The sequence below is a fragment of the Pseudoflavonifractor sp. 60 genome, from assembly GCF_009911645.1.
Lineage (GTDB): Bacteria > Bacillota > Clostridia > Oscillospirales > Oscillospiraceae > Lawsonibacter.
On record NZ_QWKI01000077.1, the window covers coordinates 1 to 21,610 of the forward strand.

The following is a 21,610-nucleotide window of genomic DNA, read 5'->3' on the forward strand; positions in this document are numbered from 1 at the left end:
TGAGCCCTGCGAAGCAGGGCCACAAAGCGGCAGGCTAGGGTCATCCCACCCTACCAAAGATACTTTACGAATTGAAGAATCCTTTGGAAACACCTTTTCTTCCTCCGCCGCATTTGCTATAATAGGAGTGCAAGCAGGTATCGGAAAGGAGATTTTTCTATGAACATCATCGACGCCCACCTCCACCTCTTCGCCCCCTCCCCCCATACCGACGCCATGGCCCGGGAGGTGGGACACCAAAACTCCACCGAACACCTGCGGCAGGTCTACGGCCAGCTGGGCATGGTTCACGGAGTGGTTATGGGCAACCGAAGCCTGGACCCGGCCTATCACAGCTATCCTACCGACCTGTTTCACTACTGCATCGGCCTGGACAGCGCTCTGATGGACCGGGGGGAGCGGGTCATCCCCGACCTGCCTGACCTGGTGGAGGCCAACCTGAAGCGGGAGTGCTGCTGCGGCGTCAAGCTCTACCCCGGATACAATAAGCTCTGGCTGTCCGACCCCCTCTATCAGCCCATCTACGACCTGGCCGCCCGCTATGACAAGCCGGTGGCTGTCCATATGGGGCTGACCGCCTTTGCCCGGGCCCACCTGAAATATTGTCATCCCCTCTCCCTGGACGAGGTGGCGGCAAACAACCCCCGCACCCGCTTTGTCATGTGCCACTTTGGCAATCCTTTTTTGGAGAGCGCCGCCGCAGTGGTAGAGAAGAACCCCAACGTGGCCGCCGACCTGTCGGGACTGCTGGAGGGGAGGGTTGACCTGGACCAGTACTTTCAGGAGCAGGCGGGCTACGCGGGGCTGCTTACCACCTGGCTTGCCGCCATCTGCCAGTGGGATGATGTGATGTACGGCACCGACTGGCCCATTGTCAATCTGGAAGAATACATCCGCTTTATCCAGCGCCTGGTACCGGAGCGGCACTGGGAAAAGGTGTTTTTTCAAAACGCCAACCGCATTTACGGCCTTGGACTGTAACAAAAACGGGCCCCCGGAGCACAGACGGCTCTGGGGGCCCGAAGACTTTTTGTGGCGGCCGGAAGGAGGTTCGGCCGCCGGTGCAGGGATATAGGATGCACAGGGGGGTCTTGCGACCAGTGATATTATAGCATGGTCCTGTCGGCAATTGCAAGAGGTGAACAACATTCTTTGGAACTTTTCCGCCTTGCGTCCAATTATGTTATAAAAAACAACATATTTTCTAACATCTTTTTGGGCATAGCCGCGGTGCCCTGCTTGCTGTAAAATTGAGTCGAATTGAGGTGGGGTTTGTGGCAGCTGACGCGCTGATCGTAACGGTAAAACGTCCCAAAGGAGAGGATGGTTATAAAACCTTTTCGGTTCGCCTGAGGGAGCCCATGGTCAACCGAATGGACGAAATATCCAGGGAGACCGGACGCAGCCGGAATGAACTGATCGGTCTGTTTTTAGAGTACGCACTGGACCACTATATGCTGGAGGGAGGTGACAGCCATGGATCAGCAGAGCGAGCATGATATCTCTACCGCCCTCTACCATGCCGCCGTGGGCAAGCTGGTTTTGGACCATATGGAGCGGACCCACCCCGCTGTGATTTCCCAGGTGGTGGAAAACCAGGCGGTCCAGACCTTGGAGGCCATCCGCTGCATCCTGGAGAATAGCCGCCTGGACGACAGAGCCTGTGAGGAACGCATCCGCCACCTTGTTCAGCTGTTTTTCCAGGATTTAGGGATTGAAATCAGACGCCGCACCGGCCGCACCTGAATCCTGTCACTTTCCCCAAAAGAAAATCCAAGAAAAAGGCAGTGTTTTTCAAAAAAATGCTGTCTTTTTTCCGCCCCATGTGGTATGATGGTCCAGTTGACAACGACCAAATGAAAAGGAGCAACGACAATGATCACTGTCACCGACCTGAGCCTGAATTACAGCGGAACTCCGCTGTTCTCCCATGTGGACCTTCAATTTCTGCGGGGCAACTGCTACGGCATTATCGGAGCTAACGGCGCGGGAAAATCCACCTTTTTGAAAATTCTATCCGGTGAGCTGGACTCCACCTCCGGCCAGGTGTCCATCCTGCCCAACATCCGTATGTCGGTGCTGAAGCAGGACCAAAACGCCTACGACGCCTACAATGTGATGGATACCGTTATCATGGGCAATCAGCGGCTGTACGACATCGGCAAGCAGAAGGAGGCCCTCTATGCCAAGGAGGAGATGACCGACGAGGACGGTCTGCTGGCCTGCCAGCTGGAGGAGGAGTACGCCGAGCTGGGGGGCTGGGAGGCGGAGAGCGACGCCAGCCGCATCCTCCAGGGCCTGGGGCTGGGCACCGAGCTGCACTTTAACGATATGGCAACTCTGGACGCCCGTCTCAAGGTGAAGGTGCTGCTGGCCCAGGCCCTCTTCGGCAATCCCGACCTGCTGATGATGGACGAGCCCACCAACAACCTGGATATCGACGCGGTGAACTGGCTGGAGGACTTCCTCCTGGACTTCGAGGGCACCGTGATCGTGGTCTCCCACGACCGGCACTTCCTGAACACCGTGTGTACCCACATCGTGGATATCGACTACGGCAAGATAAAGATGTACGTGGGCAACTACGACTTCTGGTATGAGTCCTCCCAGCTGGTTCAGCAGCTCATCAAGAGCCAGAACAAGCGCAACGAGGAGAAGATTAAGGAGCTGCAGGACTTCATCTCCCGGTTCTCCGCCAACAAGTCCAAGAGCAAGCAGGCCACCGCCCGGCGCAAGCTGCTGGACAAGCTCACCGTGGAGGAGATGCCCGCCTCCTCCCGCCGCTATCCCTGGGTCGGCTTCTCCCCGGACCGGGAGGTGGGCAAGGATATCCTCTTCGTCACCGACGTCAGCAAGACCATTGACGGGGTCAAGGTGCTGGACAAGGTGTCCTTCATTGTGGGCCACAACGAGAAGATCGCCTTCGTGGGGGACAACGAGAACGCCCACACCGCCCTGTTTAAGATTCTGGCCGGCGAGCTGGAGCCCGACGAGGGCAGCGTCAAGTGGGGTCAGACCGCCACCTTCTCCTACTTCCCCAAGGACAACACCCCCTACTTCCAGGACAACGACGACGACCTGGTCCAGTGGCTGCGCCAGTTCTCCCCCGACCCCCAGGAGCAGTATCTCCGGGGCTTCCTGGGGCGGATGCTCTTCTCCGGGGACGAGGTCCACAAGCCGGTCAGAGTCCTCTCCGGCGGCGAGAAGGTGCGGTGTATGCTGTCCCGGATGATGCTCTCCGGCGCCAACGTGCTCATGCTGGACCAGCCCACCAACCACCTGGACCTGGAGTCCATCGCCGCCCTGAACAAGGGGCTGGAGGCCGTCAAGTGTAACGTGCTGGTGGCCTCCCACGACCATCAGCTGATCCAGACCGTCTGCAACCGGGTCTTCGATTTCACCACCGACGGCAAGCTCATCGACCGAAAGATGACCTATGACGAGTATTTGGAGAGCCAGAAGGTCCAGTGAGATCAACTCTTCCATCAGAGAAAAAACGAGGCACTATGGGTCCCAGCCGGGCTCATAGTGCCTCTCTTTCTTAAACATATCCGTACATACCCCGCACCGACACCTCTCCGCTGGAGATGGTCTCCCGCCTGCCGTTGTGCAGCTCCACCACCAGGTTGAAGTCATCGTCGATCTCCAGGGCGAAGGCCTGGCGGCGGGTGGCGGGGGTGATGAGCTGAACCTGGTGGCCGGGGGTTATACAGTCCGCCCGGTATTTGGCCAGATACGCCTCCTTGTCCCGGGGGTAGCCGGCGTACATCCGGTCCAGGGCCAGGGCGATGTGGGCGCACAGCTGGGTGCGGCGCACCGGGCGGCCCAGCTCCTGGGACAGGGAGGTGGCAATCTCCCGCACCTCGGGAGAGAAGTCCTCCGGGGTCTCGTTTACATTGATCCCAATGCCGGTGACCAGATAGTCCAGGGCGTTGCTCTCGCTCTCCAGGCCCAGCTCGGTGAGGATGCCCACCAGCTTTTTTCCGCCTAGGATAATGTCGTTGGTCCACTTGATTTTGGGTCGGACGCCGCAGCAGGCCTCGATGCCGTCACACACCGCCACCGCAACCCAGGCGGTGAAGTCTGCCGTTTTGGATGGCTCCAGATTGGGACGGAAGAGGGCGGACAGGTACAAGCCCTTTCCCTTGGGAGACTGGAAGGACCGGCCCCGGCGGCCCCGCCCTCCCGTCTGCTCCTCCGCCGTTACCAGAAGTCCCTCCGCCGCCCCGGCCATGGCTTGGCGCTTACATTCGGTGTTGGTGGAATCCACCACATCCAGACACAGCAGCCGCGACCCCACCAGGCAGTCAGACAGCGGCCCGGCCAGCTCCCCTGCCCGCAGCTTGTCGGGGGCCTCCTCCAGCAGGTAGCCCCGGTTGGGCGCGGAGGCGATGACATAGCCCTCCTGCCGCAGGGCCTCAATGGCCTTCCAGACCCCCGCCCGGCTGATGCCCAGGGTGCGGCTCATGGCCTCGCCGGACAAATATTCCCCCTGCTGCTCCCGCAGGAGGGACAGTACCCGTTCTCTGCTCATATTTGGTCCCATCCTTTTGTTTGATTTGGCGGCCTCCTCCGCTACTCCGCCGTCCGGTCATATCGGCTGTAAAATTCCTGGGTCAGGTCGATGAAGGCCCGGGCGGCGGGGGAAAGGAAGCCGTTCTTTTTATAGACCACCGCCAGGGAACAGGCCAGCGGAGGGTCGCCGATGGTGAAGCAGGCCAGCTGGTCCAGATAGGGTGTGCGGGAGACGCCGCTCTCCGGCAAAAAGGCAAAGCCCAGCTTCTCCTCCGCCAGATTGATGGCGGTGGTGGTGTTGGTGGTCACCAGAATATTCTGGGGTTCCACACTGTGGACGGAGAAGAGATTGTGCAGCTGCTTGGACAGCCGCCAGTCGGGGGGCAGCATCACCAGCCGCTGATGCTCCAGCAGCCGCAGGCTGGGGAAAGGTGTGGGGTCGGCGCAGCTGCTGGTCAGCCCCTGGAACAGGGGGTGGTCCCGGTGGCCCACCAGGAAAATGCGCTCCTGCATCACCGGCTCATAGGTCAGCTCGGACAGGTCGCCGGGAACCTGCATCACGCAGAAGTCGATGACATTGGCCTCGGCCAGCTGCCCCAGCTCGGGCACCGGGGCCTCGTGGAGGATCACCTGAACGTCGGGGTATTGCTCCTCAAACAGGGGCAGCACGTCGGGCAGGAGGATGGACCCCCGCCAGGGCGACACCCCAATGTGGAGCAGAGGCCGCTTCTTGTTTTGCAAATCCCGCAGGTCGCTGACCAGCTGGCGGTCCAGAAAGCTCTGCCGCTCCAGATAGGCGTGGAACAGCTCTCCCGCCGGGGTCAGCTTCAGTGGGGAGTGGGAGCGGTCCAGCAGCACCACGCCCAAACTCCCCTCCAGCTTGGCCAGGTACTGGCTCAGGTAGGGCTGGGACAGATAGAGCCGCTCCGCCGCCTTGGAGATGCTGTGTTCCTTGACAATGGTCAGGAAGTACTCCGGATTTTTGACAAACATGGCCCGCTCAGCCCGGAGGCCAGGTCATATCCCGGCCCGACAGCACGTGAAAATGGAGGTGGGGCACACTCTGGCCGGCCTGCTCCCCAATATTGGACACGACCCGGTAGCTGTCCAGCCCCAGCTCCCGGCAGAGCTTGGCGATGACGGTAAAGATGTGGGCCACCGCCCCGGCGTTCTCCTGGTCCACCGCGGCCACCGAGGGGATGTGGACCTTGGGGATCACCAGAAAGTGGGTCGGGGCCTGGGGGTCGATGTCGTAGAAGGCCAGGCAGGCGTCGTCCTCATAGACCTTCCGGGACGGGATCTCTCCGGCGATGATTTTACAGAATAGACAGTCAGACATGGGAAAACCTCCTTGATTTTCGGTAAGAATGGTGCAGCGTTTTGTGTGGGACTGGGGGGAGTTTCACCCCTCCAAAGAGAAGCGGAAGATGGTGGTCTGGTCGTATTTCTCCCCCGCTTTCAGCACTGCGCTGGGGAAGGAGGGCTGATTGGGGGAATCGGGGAAGTGCTGGGTCTCCAGACAGAAGGCGTGGCGGGGCCCGTAGACAGCGCCCCCCTTGCCGGGACGGCCCTCCTCAATGAAGTTGGCGGTGTAGAGCTGGATGCCGGGATTGGTGGTCTCCACCTCCATAACAACGCCGGAACGGGCGCTGCTGGCCCGGGCCGCCGGACGCAGGGTCCCCGCCTGGCCGTCCACTGCGAAGTTGTGGTCGTAGCCCCGGCCCCAGATCAGCTGCTGGAAATCCTCCCCGATATAGGCCCCGATGGGGGTTGGGGTCCGCAGGTCCATGGGGGTCCCCTCCACCGGCTCCAGGGTCCCCAGGGGGATGCTGGTGCTGTCGGTGGGGGTGTAGGCGGAGCAGTGGAGGGTGATCTCCTGGTCCAGAGCGCTGCCGCTGCTGTGGCCCGCCAGATTGAAGTAGCTGTGGTTGGTGAGATTGCACAGGGTGTCCCGGTCGGCGGCCGCCTGGTAGTGGATGGACAGGGCGGCGTCCTGGAGGGCGTAGGTGACCCGCACCTGGAGATGGCCGGGATACCCCTCCTCGCCGTCGGGGCTGTCCAGGGCGAGAACGGCCCGGCTGCCGGTCAGCTCCTCCACCGTCCATACCCGGTGGGAGTAGCCCACATTGCCGCCGTGGAGGTGGTTGGGGCCGTCGTTCACCGCCAGGGTACAGGTCTGGCCGTTCAGGGTAAAGCGTCCCTTGGCGATCCGGTTGGCAAAGCGGCCCACCAGCGCCCCCAGATAGCCCTCCCCATTTTCGTACTCCGCCAGGGTGTCGTAGCCCAGCACCACGTCAACGGGTCCCTCCCGGCCGGGGACCGTCAAGGTGCGCAGGATTCCGCCGAAGGTGAGGATGGTACAGGAGACGATGCCGTTGTCCAGCTTCAGCTCCCGGACCTCCTCCCCGTTTTTGGTGGTCCCGAAGGGGGTTCCAAATTCCTTGCTCATATGAAAGGGCCTCCCTTTTACAAATTGTCCCCTACAGTGTATCAGATTTTCTGACAAAAGGCAAATTGCAATTTGTCGAAATAGCCCGTATAATAGTCAGATGTATGGGACAAAGAGGATACCGCATAGGATCTCATACATCGCAGAGAGAAAGGAGGCTATGGACACAGCTCCATCAATAGCGCCAGCGCCTGCTTCCCGCCCGCTCCGCCGTGGGAGGGGGAGGAAGACGGGACGACGAGGAGAGGGGAGAATCGAAATTTTCGGCGGATGCCCCTCCGTGCCCAGCCCCGGGCGCGTACACAGTCCACAAAGCCCCCGGGTAACCGGGAGACAAACAGGCTGTGACCGGGGAACGAGGTCAAATGGCTGCGAGTTTGCCCTCCTATTTTTACCGCCGCAGAACAATATGCTTCCCTGTCTCCGGGCGGAGAGCAGACCGGACGGCGGAACAAGGAGGAAAATTGAATATGTGTGGAATTGTGGGTTACATTGGACAGGAACAGGCCGCCCCCATCCTGCTGGAGGGGCTTTCCCGCCTGGAATACCGGGGGTACGACTCCGCCGGGGTTGCGGTATTTGACCAGGCGGCGGGCACGCTGGCCGTCCGCAAGGCCAAGGGGCGGCTCCAGGTGCTCTCGGACCAGCTCCACGGCGGTGCGGACTTGAACAGCACCGCCGGCGTAGGCCACACCCGCTGGGCGACCCACGGGGCCCCCAGCGACGTCAACTCCCACCCCCAGGTGAGCCGCAGCGGTAGGATTGCCGTGGTCCACAACGGCATCATTGAGAACTATGCCGCACTGAAGACGTTCCTTCTGGACCAGGGAGTCCCCTTCACCTCGGAGACCGACACGGAGGTGGTGGCCCAGCTCATCGAGTACTTCTATGAGGGGGATATTCTCTCCGCCGTGGGCCGGGCCCTGCGCCGTATTCAGGGGGCCTACGCCCTGGGCATTCTGTGCGCCGACTTCCCTGACCAGATCATCGCCGCACGCAAGGACAGCCCCCTGATTCTGGGCCACGGCGAGGGGTGCAGCTTCCTGGCCAGCGACGTCACCGCCATACTCCGCCACACCCGCCGGGTCACCTACATGGAGGACGGGGACCTGGCCGTCCTGACCCGGGAGGGGATCACCTGCTGCAACTCCCTGATGCAGCCCGTCCGGCGGAAGGTAGTCCAGGTGGACTGGGAGGTGGACGCCGCCGAAAAGGGGGGCTATGAGCACTTCATGTTTAAGGAGATCATGGAGCAGCCCGAGGCTCTGCGCCGGTGTCTCTCCCCCCGCATCTCAAAGGGGGAGATCATCTTTGAGGATATGGCCCTGAGCAAAGACTTTCTCCGCCGGATGAGCCGCATTTATATCGTGGCCTGCGGCTCCAGCTACCATGTGGGCATGGTGGGCAAATACCACCTGGAGCGGCTGACCCGCAGGCCGGTGGAGGTGGCGCTGGGCTCTGAGTTCCGGTATATGGACCCCATTGTGGACCAGCATACCCTGGTGATCGTCATCAGCCAGTCGGGAGAGACCCTGGACACCATGGCCGCCCTGCGCCAGGCCCGCCAGCTGGGGGGACACATTCTGTCCATCGTCAATGTGGTGGGCTCCTCCATCGCCCGGGAGTCGGATCAGGTGCTGTACACCTGGGCGGGGCCGGAGATCGCCGTGGCCACCACCAAGGCCTACACGACCCAGCTGGCCCTGCTGTCCCTGCTGGCGCTGTGGCTGGCCCGGGAGCTGGGGACCGTCTCTCAAGAGGAATACCGCGCCGCCCTGGCCGCCTTTCAGGAGCTGCCCGGCAAGCTGGAACAGGTGCTGGCCCGGCGGGACGATATCCAGTACTTCGCCTCAAAATACTTCAACCACAACTCTATCTTCTTCATCGGCAGAAACCTGGACTATGCCCTGGGACTGGAGGGCTCCCTGAAGCTGAAGGAAATTTCCTACATCCACTCCGAGGCCTACGCCTCCGGGGAGCTGAAGCATGGCACCATCAGCCTCATAGAGGAGGGGACCCTGGTGGTGGCGCTGGGCGCCTACAGCAGACTGTTTCCCAAGGTGATGAGCAATGTGCTGGAGGTAAAGAGCCGGGGGGCCGGCGTGCTGGCTCTCACAACCCAGACCCACCAGGAGGAGATGGCCCGCATTGCCGACGCCGTGATGACCATCCCCGAAATTCACGAGCTGCTGCTGCCCTGCCTGGGAGTCGTCCCCCTCCAGCTCTTTGCCTACTACGTGGCTTTGATGCGGGGCTGCGACATTGACAAGCCCCGAAATCTGGCCAAGAGCGTGACAGTGGAATAGGCGTCCCGGTACGCTGGAAGAATGCTCCGCTCCGGACACCGGGGCGGAGCGTTTTTGTCTGCTCTATAAAATCCCAAATTCAGGGAAGACTGAATCTGGGGTGATAACAGTGAATTTTTTCCACAGCACAAAGGGACCCTGCTTTGAGGGATGGTATTTGAAGCACCAGAATCCTCAGGGGCAGACCCTGGCTCTGATTCCGGCCTTCCATATAGACGCGGGGGGACGGCGCACCGCCTCTCTCCAGGTTATCTCCAGGGACCGGGCTTGGTGGCTGGAGTACCCGGAGGCGCAAGTCTCCCGGCGGCCCTTTCGGATCCAAGTTGGGGAATCCAGCTTTGACAGCCGGGAGATCGTCCTCCGCGTCCGGCAGGAGGGCCTCTCTCTCCACGGCGCACTGCGCTACGGGCCATTTACTGTTCCTGGCTCTGACATTATGGGGCCCTTTCGATTTCTCCCTGGAATGCAGTGCTCCCATGGGATCGTCAGCATGGCCCACTCCCTGGAGGGGACATTGGAGCTGAATGGGGAATGTCTGGACTTTACCGGGGGCACAGGCTATATCGAGACGGACCGGGGACGCTCCTTTCCCAGCGCGTATCTCTGGACCCAGTGTGTCTGGGGCGGGGGCAGTCTGATGCTGGCGGTGGCGGAAGTGCCCCTGCCTGTGGGGCGCTTTACCAGCTGTATCTGCTCCATTTTTTTCGGCGGCCAGGAGTACCGCCTAGCGACCTACCGGGGCGTCCGCATTGAGGAGTGGTCCCCCAACGGCGCGGTGATCCGTCAGGGAACGCTCCGCCTGGAGGTGCGGCTGCTGCATGAACAGAGGCAGGCACTCCGGGCCCCGGTGGAGGGCCGCATGGAGCGCACCATTCATGAGAGCCTTTGCGCAGAAGTTTGCTACCGATTTTGGCGGGGAAAGGAGCTCCTGTTTCAGCACACCGACCCCAACGCCAGCTTTGAGTACTATCCTGACCCCCGCGCTGCGGAATGAGGGGCTTCTTGACTTTCCGGGGCGGAAAGACTATACTGAGTTTATTCCAGCTTTCGGGAGAGAGGGGGCGCCGTCAATGGCGAGAAGAAAGAGCGGAATCCGGACAATCCTCCGGGCAGCTGAGGATAAGCTGCGGCGCAAGCGGACGGTGGCGGCGGTCTATTTTCTGCTGCGTGTTCTGGTGATTGCCATAATGGCGGCCCGGTTCCTGCGGGGGGATTTTGAGAGCGTGTTCCTGTGCGCGCTGACCCTGATCCTCTTCCTGCTGCCCACAGTCTTTGAGCGGACGCTGATGATCGAGCTGCCCAACACCCTGGAGATCATTATTATGCTCTTCATTTTTGCGGCGGAAATTTTAGGAGAGATCAGCGCCTTTTACACCACCTTCAAGCACTGGGACACCATCCTGCACACCCTCAACGGCTTTCTCTGCGCTGCCATTGGCTTCGCGCTGGTGGATATGCTCAACCGGACGGAGAAATTTTCCCTCTCCCTGTCGCCGGTGTTCATGTCCATTGTAGCCTTTTGCTTCTCCATGACCATCGGTGTGCTGTGGGAGTTTTTCGAGTGCGGCATGGACCAGCTGCTCTATCTGGATATGCAGAAGGATACGGTCATCCAGACCATCTCCTCCGTCATGTTGGACCCCACCGGGGGCAACAGGCGGATCGTCATCCGGGACATTGTGGATACCATTGTGGTCACCGCCGACGGCCAGGAGATCTCCCTGGGGCTGGGGGGCTATCTGGATGTGGGCATCCTGGACACCATGAAGGATCTGGCGGTGAACTTTGTGGGGGCGGTGGTCTTCTCCTTCATCGGATTCTTCTATGTGAAGAGCCGGGGCAAGGGAAAGTTCGCCAGGCGCTTTATTCCCCAGGTGGTGGATATTGCGCCGGAACACCTGAATCCCGTGGAGCCGGAGCACTTTAAAAAATAAAATATGAATAAAGGGAAACAGAGCGCCCATACTAAGCCCATCCGAGATAAGGAGGGTTTACAATGGATAACAAGACCTGCAACACCAGCATCCGGTGCTCTGTGGATACCTGCGCCTATCACTCCGGCGCGCAGAACTGCTGCTGTCTGGAGTCGATCAAGGTGGGCTGCTGCGACTGCTCCCCCACCAAGTGCGAGGGGACCGAGTGCGCCTCCTTTAAGCTGGGCGCCCGCTGAGGCGGAGAGAAAATCAATATCCCACCCTGCGGTCCGCGGGGTGGGATATATTTACAGGGGGCCAGGCGGGAAACCCATATCCCATAAAAACTGGTATAAAGATTGACAGCAGAGGCTGAGATTGATAAAATAATATTAAAGGGATATTCCGGCTGCCGGAATTCCGGGAAGAACACGGTCCAAAGGAGGAGCAGCGATGTATCACTGTCTGGTTCAGTTTTATTTGGTGGGGCGCAGGCGGAGTGCCTTTGACCCCATTCGTGCCATAGAGCCCCTGGGGCGTTTTACCCATTTGTTTATGGACAGCGGCGAGCCAGACGCGGCGCTGGCGGCCAAGGCGGATGTGATCCTGGCCGACCTGCGGGAGATGGATGCCAGGCGGGTTCTGGAGGTGCTGACCCAGAGCAAGGGGGAGCGAACCGAACTGATCGTGCTGGCGGAGCAGGGGCAGACCTCGCAGCTGACAGAATATTATTCGGAGCTCTGGGATGTGTGGTTTGTCCCCTGCACCCAGGAGGAGCTGTGTTTTCGATTCTCCCGCTGGCAGCAGAACTATAAGCTGAGCCGGGACTACTGGCAGACCAGTCAATTCCTGGAGACTACCATTAACAGCGTACCCAATCTGGTTTGGTACAAGACCAAGGACGGCATCCACGAAAAGGTGAACGACAGCTTCTGCACCACGGTGAACAAGACCAAGGAGCAGGTCCAGGGCCGGGGCCACGCCTACATCTGGGATGTGGAGGCGGACGACCCCGCCTGTATCGAGTCGGAGCGGGTCGTGATGGAGACAGAATGTACCTGCGTTTCGGAGGAACAGGTCCAGACCGGCGAGGGGACGCGGCTGCTGACTACATACAAATCCCCCCTGTACGACCTGGACGGCAGTGTAATGGGAACGGTGGGGGTTGCCATCGACGTGACCCAGGAGCGGGCCTACGAGCAGGAGATCATCAATAAAAACCGCACCCTGGAGACCCTGTTCACCACTATGGACTGCGGCGTAATGTGCCACAGCCTGGACGGGAGCCGGATCATCAGCATTAACCGGGCCGCCCTTCAGATCTTGGGCTATGAGTCAGAGGAGGAGCTGTTTGCCGACGGCTTTGACATGGTGGCCAGCTCAGTGCTGGAGGAGGACAAGGAGCGGCTGCGCGAGTGTATCCAGACCCTGAAAAAGGCGCAGGACAACGTGAATATCGAGTATCGCGTGCGGCATCGGGACGGCCAGGTCATCCATGTGATGGGGAATGTGAAGCTGATGCAGGAGGGGGGCGAACTGTTCTACCAGCGGTTCCTGCTGGACTGCACCGCCCAGAAGCAGAAGGAGACCCGGGAGCGTCAGGAGGAGGAGCGCCGCCAGATGGAGCTGGTACAGGCGCTGAGCACCGATTACAGCCTGGTATGCGTCTTCGACCTGAGCACCGGCGAGGGCAAGACGCTGCGGATGGGCGAGTGCCCCGGCAATGTCCTGAGCGCTATTTTTTCCGGGAAGCTGGAGCTGGAACGGTGCATGAAAGAGTATATCGACACCTGTGTATACTCAGAGGATCAGGAGATGATGCGCCAGGCCTGCGCTGCGGACAGCTTTCAGGAGAGCCTGGAGACCATCGGACTGTATTACACCAATTACCGCACCCTGTGCCTGGGGGAGGTGCGGTATTTCCAGATGAAAGCGGTGCGGGCGGGAGATTGGCAGGAGAACCGCTCCATGGTACTGGGCTTCCGCAATATGGATGAGGACACCCGGAAGGAGCTGGAGAAGAAGACCCTGCTGGAGGACGCCCTCTTCCAGGCCAATCGGGCCAACAAGGCCAAGAGCGTTTTCCTGTCCAATATGTCTCACGATATCCGCACCCCCATGAACGCCATTGTGGGCTTTACGACCCTGGCGATGACCAATATTGACAACAAGGAGCAGGTGGAGGAGTATTTAAAGAAAATCATCACCTCGGGCAACCACCTGGTCAGTCTGATTAACGATGTGCTGGATATGAGCCGCATTGAGAGCGGGAAAATGAGTTTGGACGAGTCGCTGTGCAGCCTGCCCGATATTCTCCACGGCCTGCGCAGCATTATCCAGGCGGATGTGCAGGCAAAACAGCTGGAGCTGTATATCGACGCAGTGGACGTGATTAATGAGGATATCTACTGTGACAAGCTGCGGCTGAACCAGGTGCTGCTGAATCTGCTGAGCAACGCCATCAAGTACACCGGGGCGGGCGGTGTGGTCAGCGTCCGCATTGAGGAGCGGCCCGGTGCGCCGTTGGGCTTTGCCAACTACGATTTTACCGTGAAGGACACAGGCATCGGCATGAGCGAGGAGTTCCTGACCCATATCTTCGAGCCCTTCGAGCGGGAGCGCAACTCTACCATCAGCGGCATCCAGGGCACCGGTCTGGGTATGGCCATCACCAAGAACATTGTGGACATGATGAACGGCTCCATTAAGGTGAAGAGCAAGCTGGGAGAGGGCTCAGAGTTTACTGTCCACTTCACCTTCCGGACGGGCGGCGGGACCCGGGAGAGCCTGTTGATTCCCGGGCTGAAAAACTGCCGTGCCCTGGTGGTGGACGACGATTTCAACACCTGTGACAGCGTGTCCTATATGCTCCAGCAGATGGGGCTGCGGGCGGAGTGGACCCTCTCCGGACGGGAGGCGGTGCTACGTACCCGCCAGGCGGTGAGCCGCGGGGACAACTACAGCGTCTACCTCATCGACTGGCTGATCCCCGACATGAACGGGGTCGAGGTGGCCCGGCGCATCCGCAAGGAGACTGGGGAGGATGTACCCATCATCATTCTCAGCGCCTACGACTGGTCGGATATCGAGGAGGAGGCCCGGGAGGCCGGGGTCACCGCCTTCTGCGCCAAACCGCTGTTCTTGTCAGAGCTGCGAAGGTGCCTCAACTCCATTGTGACCACCGGAGAGACGCTGGAGACCGCCGGGAAGCAGGAGCCCTCTGTCCAGCACACGGGGCACATCCTGTTGGCGGAGGACAACACCCTAAATCAGGAGATTGCAGTGGCTATTTTGGAGGGGGCTGGCTTTACCGTCGAGGTGGCGGAGAACGGGCAGATTGCAGTGGAGATGCTCAGCAATTCAGAGCCGGGCTACTACAACCTGGTGCTGATGGACGTGCAGATGCCGGTAATGGACGGCTACGCCGCTACCAAGGCTATCCGCGCCCTGGAGAACCGGAAGCTGGCATCTGTTCCCATTTTGGCCATGACCGCCAATGCCTTTGAGGAGGATAAGCGGGAGGCCCTGAACAGCGGAATGAACGGGCATATCGTCAAGCCCATTAATGTAAAGAAGCTCTTTGAGACCCTGGATAAAATTCTGGTCAGACCGGAGAAGACGATCGAGTGAACGGGTCCCGAAGGGCAAAGGGGAGAGTTCCATGAGCAAACAGCAGCAATATCTGGTGGGACATATCCTCCATGTCCTCCAGGAGAACCATATCAGCTTTGACCAGGTAATGGCGCGCACAGACTGGGAGTCCGCTCTGGCAGAGGACTCGGAACTACACGCGGCGGTGGAGCTGATCCGGTTTATGGATGAAATGCCCGGCGGTTTTTTGATCTACCAGGCGGAGGGCAGCGAGAAGATCGTCTATGCCAACCGGGCCCTGCTGCGCATCTTTCAGTGTGAGACCATGGCCCAGTTCCGGGCGCTGACCCACAACTCCTTCCAGGGGCTGGTCCACCCGGACGACCTAAAGGACGTGGAGGAAAGTATCCGGGCCCAGATTGCCGCCAGCCAGTATGATCTGGACTATGTGGAGTACCGGATCATCCGGGCCGATGGGGCCATTCGCTGGATTGAGGATTACGGCCACTTTGTGCAGGACGAGACGGCGGGCAGCTATTTCTATGTGTTTTTAACCGACGCCACCGAGAAGCGGGAGCGCCACCAGGCGGAGCAGGCCCGGCTGATGGCCGAGAAGCTCCAGGGGGAGCAGCGGCTGGCGGAGCTTATCCGGGAATACGACGAGGAGCGGGCCCTCATCAACCAGGAGTATCTGCGCCGCCTGGAGGTGATCGAGGGGCTCAGCATCAACTATGAGTCCATCTTCTATGTCGACCTGGCGGAGGACCAGATCCTGCCATACCGCCTGAGCATGCGCGGCGACCCAATTTTTGAAGGCCAGCTGATCATGCGCAGCTTCTCCTGGGCAATGGCGGGATATGCGGACGTCTGTGTCTATCCGGAGGACCGGGAGATGTTTGCCAACGCCATGATCCCCGCCAACATTCGGGCACGGCTGGCGGACAGCAAAACCTGCTGTGTCAATTACCGGGGCCTGAACGGCGGAGAGGTCCAGTATCTCCAGCTGCGCATTGTGGATGTGGGCCGCCAGGGCGTGGTAAACCAGCTGGTGATGGGCTGCTGGCGCATGGACGAGGAGCTCCAGCGGGAGATGGAGCAGAGGCAGATGCTGGCCCAGGCCCTGAAGGAGGCCAATCTGGCCATTGACGCCAAAAACGCATTTTTAGCCAATATGTCCCACGATATGCGAACCCCGCTCAACGCCATCTTCGGCTGCCTCACCCTGGCCAGAGGCAGCCAGACCCTGGACGAGGCGGTGGAGAGCTATTTGGACCAGATCAAGGACGCCAGCCAGCGGCTGCTGGAGTTGATTAACAAGGTGCTGGAGCTGGCCCAGACGGAGTCAGGCGGCCTGTGCCTGGCGGAGGATTGGTGCAATGTGGGCGAGGTGCTGGAATCGGTCTACAACAGACTGTATCCCCTGGCAGAGGCGCGGAATATTGCCCTGTCGCTGGACTGCTCCGGGATCAAGCACCTGGAGGTGTGGAGCGACCGGGATAAGCTGCGGCAGATTATGCTGTATCTGGTGGACAACGCCATCCATTACACAAAGCCCGGAGGTCAGGTGAACATCTCCGCCCAGGAGGGGGAGATCATGCCCAACGGCTGTGCCCTCTACCAGCTGAAGGTGGAGGACAGCGGCGTGGGCATCAGCCCGGAGTTCCTGCCCCACATCTTTGAGTCCTTTGCCCGGGAGCGAAATACTACCTTCAGCGGTGTCCACGGGATGGGGCTGGGTCTGACCATTGCCAAGAAGCTGGCGAACCTGCTGGACGGCCAAATCAAGGCGGCCAGCGTGCCGGGGGAGGGCAGCAGCTTCGTCCTCAAGCTCCGAATGCGGGCAAACCCTCAGAGCGCAAGCCACCAACAGCAGAGGAAGGCGAAGATGGGTGGAAAAAGTATCCTGCTGGTAGAGGATAACGAGATCAATATGGAGATCGAGACGGAGATTTTAAAGAGCCTTGGCTTCTTCGTGACCCCCGCAGCAGATGGGAGAGAGGCTGTGGAGAAGCTCAGCGCCTCGTCGCCGGGGGACTACGACCTGATTCTGATGGACATTCAGATGCCGGTGATGGACGGGTGGAAGGCTACGGCGGCAATCAGGCGTCTGCCTGACCCTGCGCTGGCCAGCATTCCCATTATTGCTGTGTCCGCCAACTCCTTTGAAAGCGACGTGAGAAAATCCATGGAGAGCGGAATGGACGCCCATCTGCCCAAACCGCTGAACGTGCCTCAGCTGCTGGAGACCATCGAGAGGGTCTCCAGGGGGCGCTTGGAGGAATAAGAGAACCCCCTGACAGAGAAATCTGTCAGGGGGTTTCGCCTATGGAGGTGTATACCTCAAATTTTTGTGATATCAATAGGGGTCAGGTCCTCGGCGCAGCCCTGCTGGCGGACGGTGAGCAGCGCCCGGGCGGTGTCCACCGAGGTGACAGAGCCCACCCCGTGCTCCACGGCGGAGCGCCGGATGCGGAAGCCGTCGCTGTCGTGCTTGCGGCCCCGGGTCGGGGTGTTGATAATCAGATCCACTGTGCCGGAGGAGATCATGTCCAGGATGTTGGGGTGGGCCTGGGATACCCGATTGACCACCTTACACTCGATGCCCGCCTCCTGAAGGACCCGGCAGGTGCCGGAGGTGGCGTACAGCTCGATCCCCATCTCCTCGAAGCCCCGGGCAATGGAGCGGATCTCCCCCTTGTCCTCGTCCTTCACGGTGATGATGATGCGGCCGCCCCGCTTGGGGACCCGCATTCCAGCCCCCTTGAATGCCTTCAGCAAGGCCTGGGGGTAGGTCTCGGCCAGCCCCAGCACCTCGCCGGTGGACTTCATCTCGGGGCCCAGGCCGGTGTCCACGTCGGTAAGCTTTTCGAAGGAGAACACTGGGGCCTTGACGGCGAAGTACTCCGCCTCCTTGTAGATGCCGGTGCCGTAGCCCAGGTCCTTCAGCTTTTCCCCCAGCATGACCCGGGTTGCCAGGTCGATGATGGGCACGCCGGTGACCTTGGAGATATAGGGGATGGTGCGGGAGGACCGGGGGTTGACCTCGATGACGTAGATATCGTCGTCATAGAGGATATACTGGGCGTTAATCAGGCCGATGACCCCCAGATGCCTGGCCATATTCTTGGTGTGCTGGAGGATGAGCTCCCTGTGCTTGTCCTCCAGATGGAGGGGCGGGTAGACGGCGATGGAGTCCCCGGAGTGGACCCCGGCCCGCTCCACGTGCTCCATAATGCCGGGGATCAGAACGTCCTCCCCGTCAAACACGCCGTCCACCTCCAGCTCCCGGCCCATCAGGTACTTGTCCACCAGAATTGGGTGCTCCTGGACGGTCATGTTGATGATCTTCATAAATTCCTCAATGTTTCGGTCGGAGTAGGCGATCTCCATGCCCTGGCCCCCCAGCACATAGGAGGGCCGCACCAGTACGGGGTAGCCCAGCTCCTTGGCGGCGGACAAGGCCTCCTGAGTGGTGTACACCGTCTTGCCCTTGGCCCGGGGGATACTGCATTTGGACAAAATCTCGTCGAACCGCTCCCGGTCCTCGGCGGCGTCCACTCCGTCGGAGGAGGTGCCCAGAATGCGGACCCCCATGTCGGTGAGGGCCTTCGCCAGCTTGATGGCCGTCTGACCGCCGAACTGGACCACCGCCCCCCAGGGCTTCTCCTGCTCCACAATGTTCTGCACGTCCTCCGCCGTCAAAGGCTCGAAGTACAGCTTGTCGGCCACGTCGAAGTCGGTGGAGACGGTCTCCGGGTTGTTGTTGACAATAATGGTCTCGCAGCCCAGCTTTTTCAGCGCCCAAACCGAATGGACCGAACAGTAATCAAACTCGATTCCCTGGCCGATGCGGATGGGGCCGGAGCCCAGCACCAGCACCTTCTTCCGCCCAGAACCGTCGTCCCGGGCCTCGTTCTCCCCGTCGTAGGTGGAGTAGTAGTAGGGGGTTTCCGCGTCAAACTCAGCGGCACAGGTGTCTACCATCTTGAAGGCAGGGACAATGCCGTACCGCTCCCGCAGGGCCTTCACCTGGGCCTGCTCCATGCCGCACAGGGCGCCGATGTAGCTGTCGGCAAAGCACATCTCCTTGGCCTGCTTCAACGTGTCGGCGTCGGGCTCCCCCTTGCACCGCTTCAGGGCCTCCTCCATGTCGATGATGCGCTTGAAGCCGTCCAGAAACCAGATATCCATCTTGGTAATGTCGTTTATCATTTTCGGGGAGAAGCCCCGGCGCAGGGCCTCGGCCACCACAAACAGCCGCTCGTCGGTGACGTTGACCAACAGCTCCTCGATCTCGTCGGTGTACAGCCCCTCCAGCTTGTCCAGCTTCAGAGCCCGCACGTTCAGCTCCAGGGAGCGGATGGCCTTCATCACCGCCCCCTCGAAGGAGTTGGCAATGGCCATGACCTCGCCGGTAGCTTTCATCTGGGTCCCCAGCGTACGGCTGGCGGTGGTGAACTTGTCAAAGGGCAGGCGGGGGATCTTCAACACACAGTAATCAATGGTCGGTTCAAAACAGGCGGTAGTCTTTCCGGTGACGGCGTTGGGGATCTCGTCCAGGGTGTAGCCCAGGGCCACCTTGGCGGCCACCTTGGCAATGGGGTAGCCGGTGGCCTTGGAGGCTAGGGCAGAGGAGCGGGACACCCGGGGGTTGACCTCAATAACGGCGTACTCGAAGGAGTCGGGATTGAGAGCGAACTGTACGTTGCACCCGCCCTCGATCTCCAGGGCGGAGATGATCTCCAGGGCGGCGGAGCGGAGCATCTGGTACTCCTTGTTGGCCAGGGTCTGGGCAGGGGCCACCACAATGGAGTCGCCGGTGTGGACGCCCACAGGGTCGATGTTCTCCATGGAGCAGATGGTAATCACATTGCCCGCCCCGTCCCGCATGACCTCAAACTCGATCTCCTTCCAGCCGGCAATGCACCGCTCAATAAGCACCTGGCCGACCCGGCTCAGGTTGATGCCCCGGAGGGAGATCTCCTCCAGGGAGGCCCGGTCATAGGCGATGCCGCCGCCGGTGCCCCCCAGGGTGTAGGCGGGGCGGACGATGACGGGATAGCCGATGCTCTCGGCAAATTCCACCGCCCCCTCCACGCTCTCCACCACCAGGGAGGTGACGCAGGGCTGGTGGATGGACTCCATGCAGTCCTTGAAGCCCTGCCGGTCCTCCGCCTTGCGGATGGAGTCGGGGGAGGTGCCCAACAGGCGGACGCCGTACCGCTCCAGGGTCCCGTTCTCGTGGAGGGCCATAGCCAGGTTCAGGCCGGTCTGTCCCCCCAGGGTGGGCAGGATGGAGTCGGGACGTTCCATCTGAATGACCTGGGTCACCGAGGGGATGTTCAGCGGCTCAATATACACGTGGTCGGCAATGTCCTTGTCGGTCATAATGGTGGCGGGGTTGGAGTTGACCAGCACCACCTCCAGCCCCTCCTCCTTGAGGGCGCGGCAGGCCTGGGTCCCGGCGTAGTCAAATTCAGCGGCCTGTCCGATGACAATTGGGCCGGAGCCCAGCACCAGCACCTTTTTCACGTCAGTATACTTGGGCATTACTGCGCACCTCCCTTTTTGGCGGCCATATGGTCAATAAAGCGGTTGAAGAGATATTCTGTGTCCTTGGGGCCGGCGTTGGCCTCGGGGTGGAACTGGGTTGTGAAGCAGTGGGGCCGCTGGTACCGCAGGCCCTCGCAGGTGCCGTCGTTGACATTGATGTGGCTCACCTGGGCCACCCCGGGGTCCACCGAGTCGGAAAGGACCATATAGCCGTGGTTCTGGCTGGTGATGAAGACCCGGCCCTTCTCCAGGTCCCGGACGGGGTGGTTGCCCCCCCGGTGCCCGTAGGCCAGCCGCCCGGTCTGGGCCCCGGTGGCCAGGGCCAGCAGCTGGTGACCCAGGCAGACACCGAAAATGGGGATATCGCTGGCGTAGAGGGTCTTCAGCTCCTGGATGATTTGGACGTTCTCCGCTGGGTCGCCGGGGCCGTTGGACAGCATCACACCGTCGTAGCCCCCGGAGAGCACCTGGTCAGCGGAGGTGGAGGCGGGCAGGGCGGTCACCCGGCACCCCCGGCGGCGCAGACACTCGATCATGTTCTGCTTCACCCCGTAGTCCATCATAGCCACATGATAGCGCTCCTCCCCGTGGGCGGGGAAGACCTCCGGCTCCTTCCGGGTCACCATGGCCACCGTGTCCGTGACCCGGTAGGCGTTGAGCTGCTCCAGAACCCGGTCAAGCTGAAAATGCTCCGCGCAGGTGAGCATTCCGTTCATGCTCCCCTGACTGCGGAGTATTTTGGTCAGCGCCCGGGTGTCCACACCCTGGATGCCGGTGATATTGTGTTCTTTCAGGTAGCTGCCCAGGTCGCCCTCACAGCGGAAGTTGCTCCCCCGAGGGGACAGGCGGCGGACCACAAGGGCCTCCACCCAGGGGCGGCTGGACTCGTTGTCCTCGCTGTTGACGCCGTAGTTGCCGATGAGGGGGTAGGACATGACCACACCCTGCCCGGCATAGGAGGGATCGGTGAGGATCTCCTGGTAGCCGGTCATAGAGGTGTTGAAGACCATCTCACACACCCTCGTCTCGGCAGAGCCGATGCTCTCGCCGGTGAAGACACTGCCGTTGGCTAAAATCAAGGCCGCTTTCATGGTTATCTCACTCGCTTTCTGCTGGATTCTTAAATGTGTATAATTTTAAATATTATATCGGAATCCGCCCGCCAATGCAAGTGGCGTTTTCCCTTTTGTGAATAAATATCCGGCCCCGCCTTTGGACAATTCGCTCGCCGCCGTCCGCATAATTTTCCCGGAGCGGGAAAGACTGTATGGCAGACCGAAAAT

17 protein-coding genes are annotated in these 21,610 nt (G+C 60.6%); 10 read left to right on the top strand and 7 right to left on the bottom strand.

Going from position 1 to position 21,610, the window contains the following annotated elements:
• The coding region (locus D1646_RS22835; RefSeq protein WP_207709436.1) for a hypothetical protein at positions 1–180 on the bottom strand (180 nt) is incomplete at its 3' end.
• On the opposite strand from D1646_RS22835, the gene D1646_RS08900 reads away from it, so the two are divergent.
• From D1646_RS08900 to D1646_RS08915, 4 genes are all read left to right on the top strand, one after another.
• On the top strand, positions 160–981 hold the full coding sequence (locus tag D1646_RS08900) for an amidohydrolase family protein (protein WP_160636125.1): 822 nt from the start codon (positions 160–162) through the stop codon (positions 979–981). The two genes, D1646_RS22835 and D1646_RS08900, sit on opposite strands and share 21 nt — an antisense overlap.
• A gap of 293 nt (positions 982–1,274) precedes the next feature.
• Positions 1,275–1,499 carry a ribbon-helix-helix protein, CopG family gene (locus D1646_RS08905; RefSeq protein WP_160636126.1) on the top strand — a complete coding sequence of 75 codons (225 nt, stop codon included), beginning with the start codon at positions 1,275–1,277 and terminating at the stop codon, positions 1,497–1,499.
• Positions 1,477–1,746, top strand: coding sequence for a hypothetical protein (locus tag D1646_RS08910; protein WP_160636127.1), 270 nt, complete (start codon positions 1,477–1,479; stop codon positions 1,744–1,746). The genes D1646_RS08905 and D1646_RS08910 overlap by 23 nt, the downstream gene beginning before the upstream one ends.
• A 129-nt stretch (positions 1,747–1,875) precedes the next feature.
• Positions 1,876–3,471, top strand: a complete 1,596-nt coding sequence (locus D1646_RS08915; protein WP_160636128.1) for an ATP-binding cassette domain-containing protein — start codon at positions 1,876–1,878, stop codon at positions 3,469–3,471.
• 70 nt (positions 3,472–3,541) lie between these two features.
• Here D1646_RS08915 and D1646_RS08920 read toward each other — a convergent pair whose 3' ends face one another.
• The 4 genes from D1646_RS08920 to D1646_RS08935 all read right to left on the bottom strand — a co-directional run bounded on the left by D1646_RS08920 (position 3,542) and on the right by D1646_RS08935 (position 6,964).
• Positions 3,542–4,534 (bottom strand): biotin--[acetyl-CoA-carboxylase] ligase, encoded by a 993-nt coding sequence (locus D1646_RS08920; RefSeq protein WP_160636129.1) that lies wholly within the window; start codon positions 4,532–4,534, stop codon positions 3,542–3,544.
• A 41-nt stretch (positions 4,535–4,575) separates the two neighbouring features.
• Positions 4,576–5,508 (bottom strand): LysR family transcriptional regulator, encoded by a 933-nt coding sequence (locus tag D1646_RS08925; RefSeq protein ID WP_160636130.1) that lies wholly within the window; start codon positions 5,506–5,508, stop codon positions 4,576–4,578.
• Between the two features lie 7 nt (positions 5,509–5,515).
• Positions 5,516–5,854 (bottom strand): histidine triad nucleotide-binding protein, encoded by a 339-nt coding sequence (locus tag D1646_RS08930; protein ID WP_160636131.1) that lies wholly within the window; start codon positions 5,852–5,854, stop codon positions 5,516–5,518.
• A 63-nt stretch (positions 5,855–5,917) separates the two neighbouring features.
• Positions 5,918–6,964, bottom strand: a complete 1,047-nt coding sequence (locus D1646_RS08935) for an aldose epimerase family protein (RefSeq protein ID WP_160636132.1) — start codon at positions 6,962–6,964, stop codon at positions 5,918–5,920.
• Positions 6,965–7,434: 470 nt separating this feature from the next.
• Between D1646_RS08935 and glmS the strand changes: the two genes are divergently transcribed.
• The 6 genes from glmS to D1646_RS08965 all read left to right on the top strand — a co-directional run bounded on the left by glmS (position 7,435) and on the right by D1646_RS08965 (position 17,058).
• Positions 7,435–9,270, top strand: a complete 1,836-nt coding sequence (gene glmS / locus D1646_RS08940; protein ID WP_160636133.1) for a glutamine--fructose-6-phosphate transaminase (isomerizing) — start codon at positions 7,435–7,437, stop codon at positions 9,268–9,270.
• A 157-nt stretch (positions 9,271–9,427) separates the two neighbouring features.
• Positions 9,428–10,264, top strand: a complete 837-nt coding sequence (locus D1646_RS08945) for a hypothetical protein (RefSeq protein WP_160636134.1) — start codon at positions 9,428–9,430, stop codon at positions 10,262–10,264.
• A gap of 76 nt (positions 10,265–10,340) precedes the next feature.
• Positions 10,341–11,204 carry a hypothetical protein gene (locus tag D1646_RS08950; RefSeq protein ID WP_160636135.1) on the top strand — a complete coding sequence of 288 codons (864 nt, stop codon included), beginning with the start codon at positions 10,341–10,343 and terminating at the stop codon, positions 11,202–11,204.
• Between the two features lie 62 nt (positions 11,205–11,266).
• Complete coding sequence (locus D1646_RS08955; RefSeq protein WP_160636136.1) at positions 11,267–11,440, top strand: DUF1540 domain-containing protein; 174 nt, start codon at positions 11,267–11,269, stop codon at positions 11,438–11,440.
• Between the two features lie 196 nt (positions 11,441–11,636).
• Entirely contained in the window at positions 11,637–14,813 is a 3,177-nt protein-coding gene (locus D1646_RS08960; RefSeq protein WP_160636137.1) for a response regulator, read from the top strand.
• Between the two features lie 31 nt (positions 14,814–14,844).
• Positions 14,845–17,058 carry a PAS domain-containing hybrid sensor histidine kinase/response regulator gene (locus tag D1646_RS08965; RefSeq protein WP_160636138.1) on the top strand — a complete coding sequence of 738 codons (2,214 nt, stop codon included), beginning with the start codon at positions 14,845–14,847 and terminating at the stop codon, positions 17,056–17,058.
• Between the two features lie 56 nt (positions 17,059–17,114).
• Here the strand turns inward: D1646_RS08965 and carB are convergent, their stop codons facing one another.
• A complete protein-coding gene (gene carB / locus D1646_RS08970) occupies positions 17,115–20,324 on the bottom strand; it encodes a carbamoyl-phosphate synthase large subunit (RefSeq protein ID WP_160636139.1) in 3,210 nt (1,069 codons plus the stop codon).
• Positions 20,324–21,418, bottom strand: coding sequence for a carbamoyl phosphate synthase small subunit (locus D1646_RS08975; protein WP_160636140.1), 1,095 nt, complete (start codon positions 21,416–21,418; stop codon positions 20,324–20,326). Before D1646_RS08975 ends, carB begins: the two co-directional genes overlap by 1 nt.
• Positions 21,419–21,610: the final 192 nt, after the last annotated feature.

Bases quoted from the DNA above. Each gene is read 5' to 3' on its own strand.
- D1646_RS08900 (WP_160636125.1), top strand. From the start codon at position 160: ATGAACATCATCGACGCCCACCTCCACCTCTTCGCCCCCTCCCCCCAT.
- D1646_RS08910 (WP_160636127.1), top strand. From the start codon at position 1,477: ATGGATCAGCAGAGCGAGCATGATATCTCTACCGCCCTCTACCATGCC.
- D1646_RS08915 (WP_160636128.1), top strand. From the start codon at position 1,876: ATGATCACTGTCACCGACCTGAGCCTGAATTACAGCGGAACTCCGCTG.
- D1646_RS08920 (WP_160636129.1), bottom strand. From the start codon at position 4,534: ATGAGCAGAGAACGGGTACTGTCCCTCCTGCGGGAGCAGCAGGGGGAA.
- D1646_RS08925 (WP_160636130.1), bottom strand. From the start codon at position 5,508: ATGTTTGTCAAAAATCCGGAGTACTTCCTGACCATTGTCAAGGAACAC.
- D1646_RS08930 (WP_160636131.1), bottom strand. From the start codon at position 5,854: ATGTCTGACTGTCTATTCTGTAAAATCATCGCCGGAGAGATCCCGTCC.
- D1646_RS08935 (WP_160636132.1), bottom strand. From the start codon at position 6,964: ATGAGCAAGGAATTTGGAACCCCCTTCGGGACCACCAAAAACGGGGAG.
- glmS (WP_160636133.1), top strand. From the start codon at position 7,435: ATGTGTGGAATTGTGGGTTACATTGGACAGGAACAGGCCGCCCCCATC.
- D1646_RS08950 (WP_160636135.1), top strand. From the start codon at position 10,341: ATGGCGAGAAGAAAGAGCGGAATCCGGACAATCCTCCGGGCAGCTGAG.
- D1646_RS08955 (WP_160636136.1), top strand. From the start codon at position 11,267: ATGGATAACAAGACCTGCAACACCAGCATCCGGTGCTCTGTGGATACC.
- D1646_RS08960 (WP_160636137.1), top strand. From the start codon at position 11,637: ATGTATCACTGTCTGGTTCAGTTTTATTTGGTGGGGCGCAGGCGGAGT.
- D1646_RS08965 (WP_160636138.1), top strand. From the start codon at position 14,845: ATGAGCAAACAGCAGCAATATCTGGTGGGACATATCCTCCATGTCCTC.
- carB (WP_160636139.1), bottom strand. From the start codon at position 20,324: ATGCCCAAGTATACTGACGTGAAAAAGGTGCTGGTGCTGGGCTCCGGC.
- D1646_RS08975 (WP_160636140.1), bottom strand. From the start codon at position 21,418: ATGAAAGCGGCCTTGATTTTAGCCAACGGCAGTGTCTTCACCGGCGAG.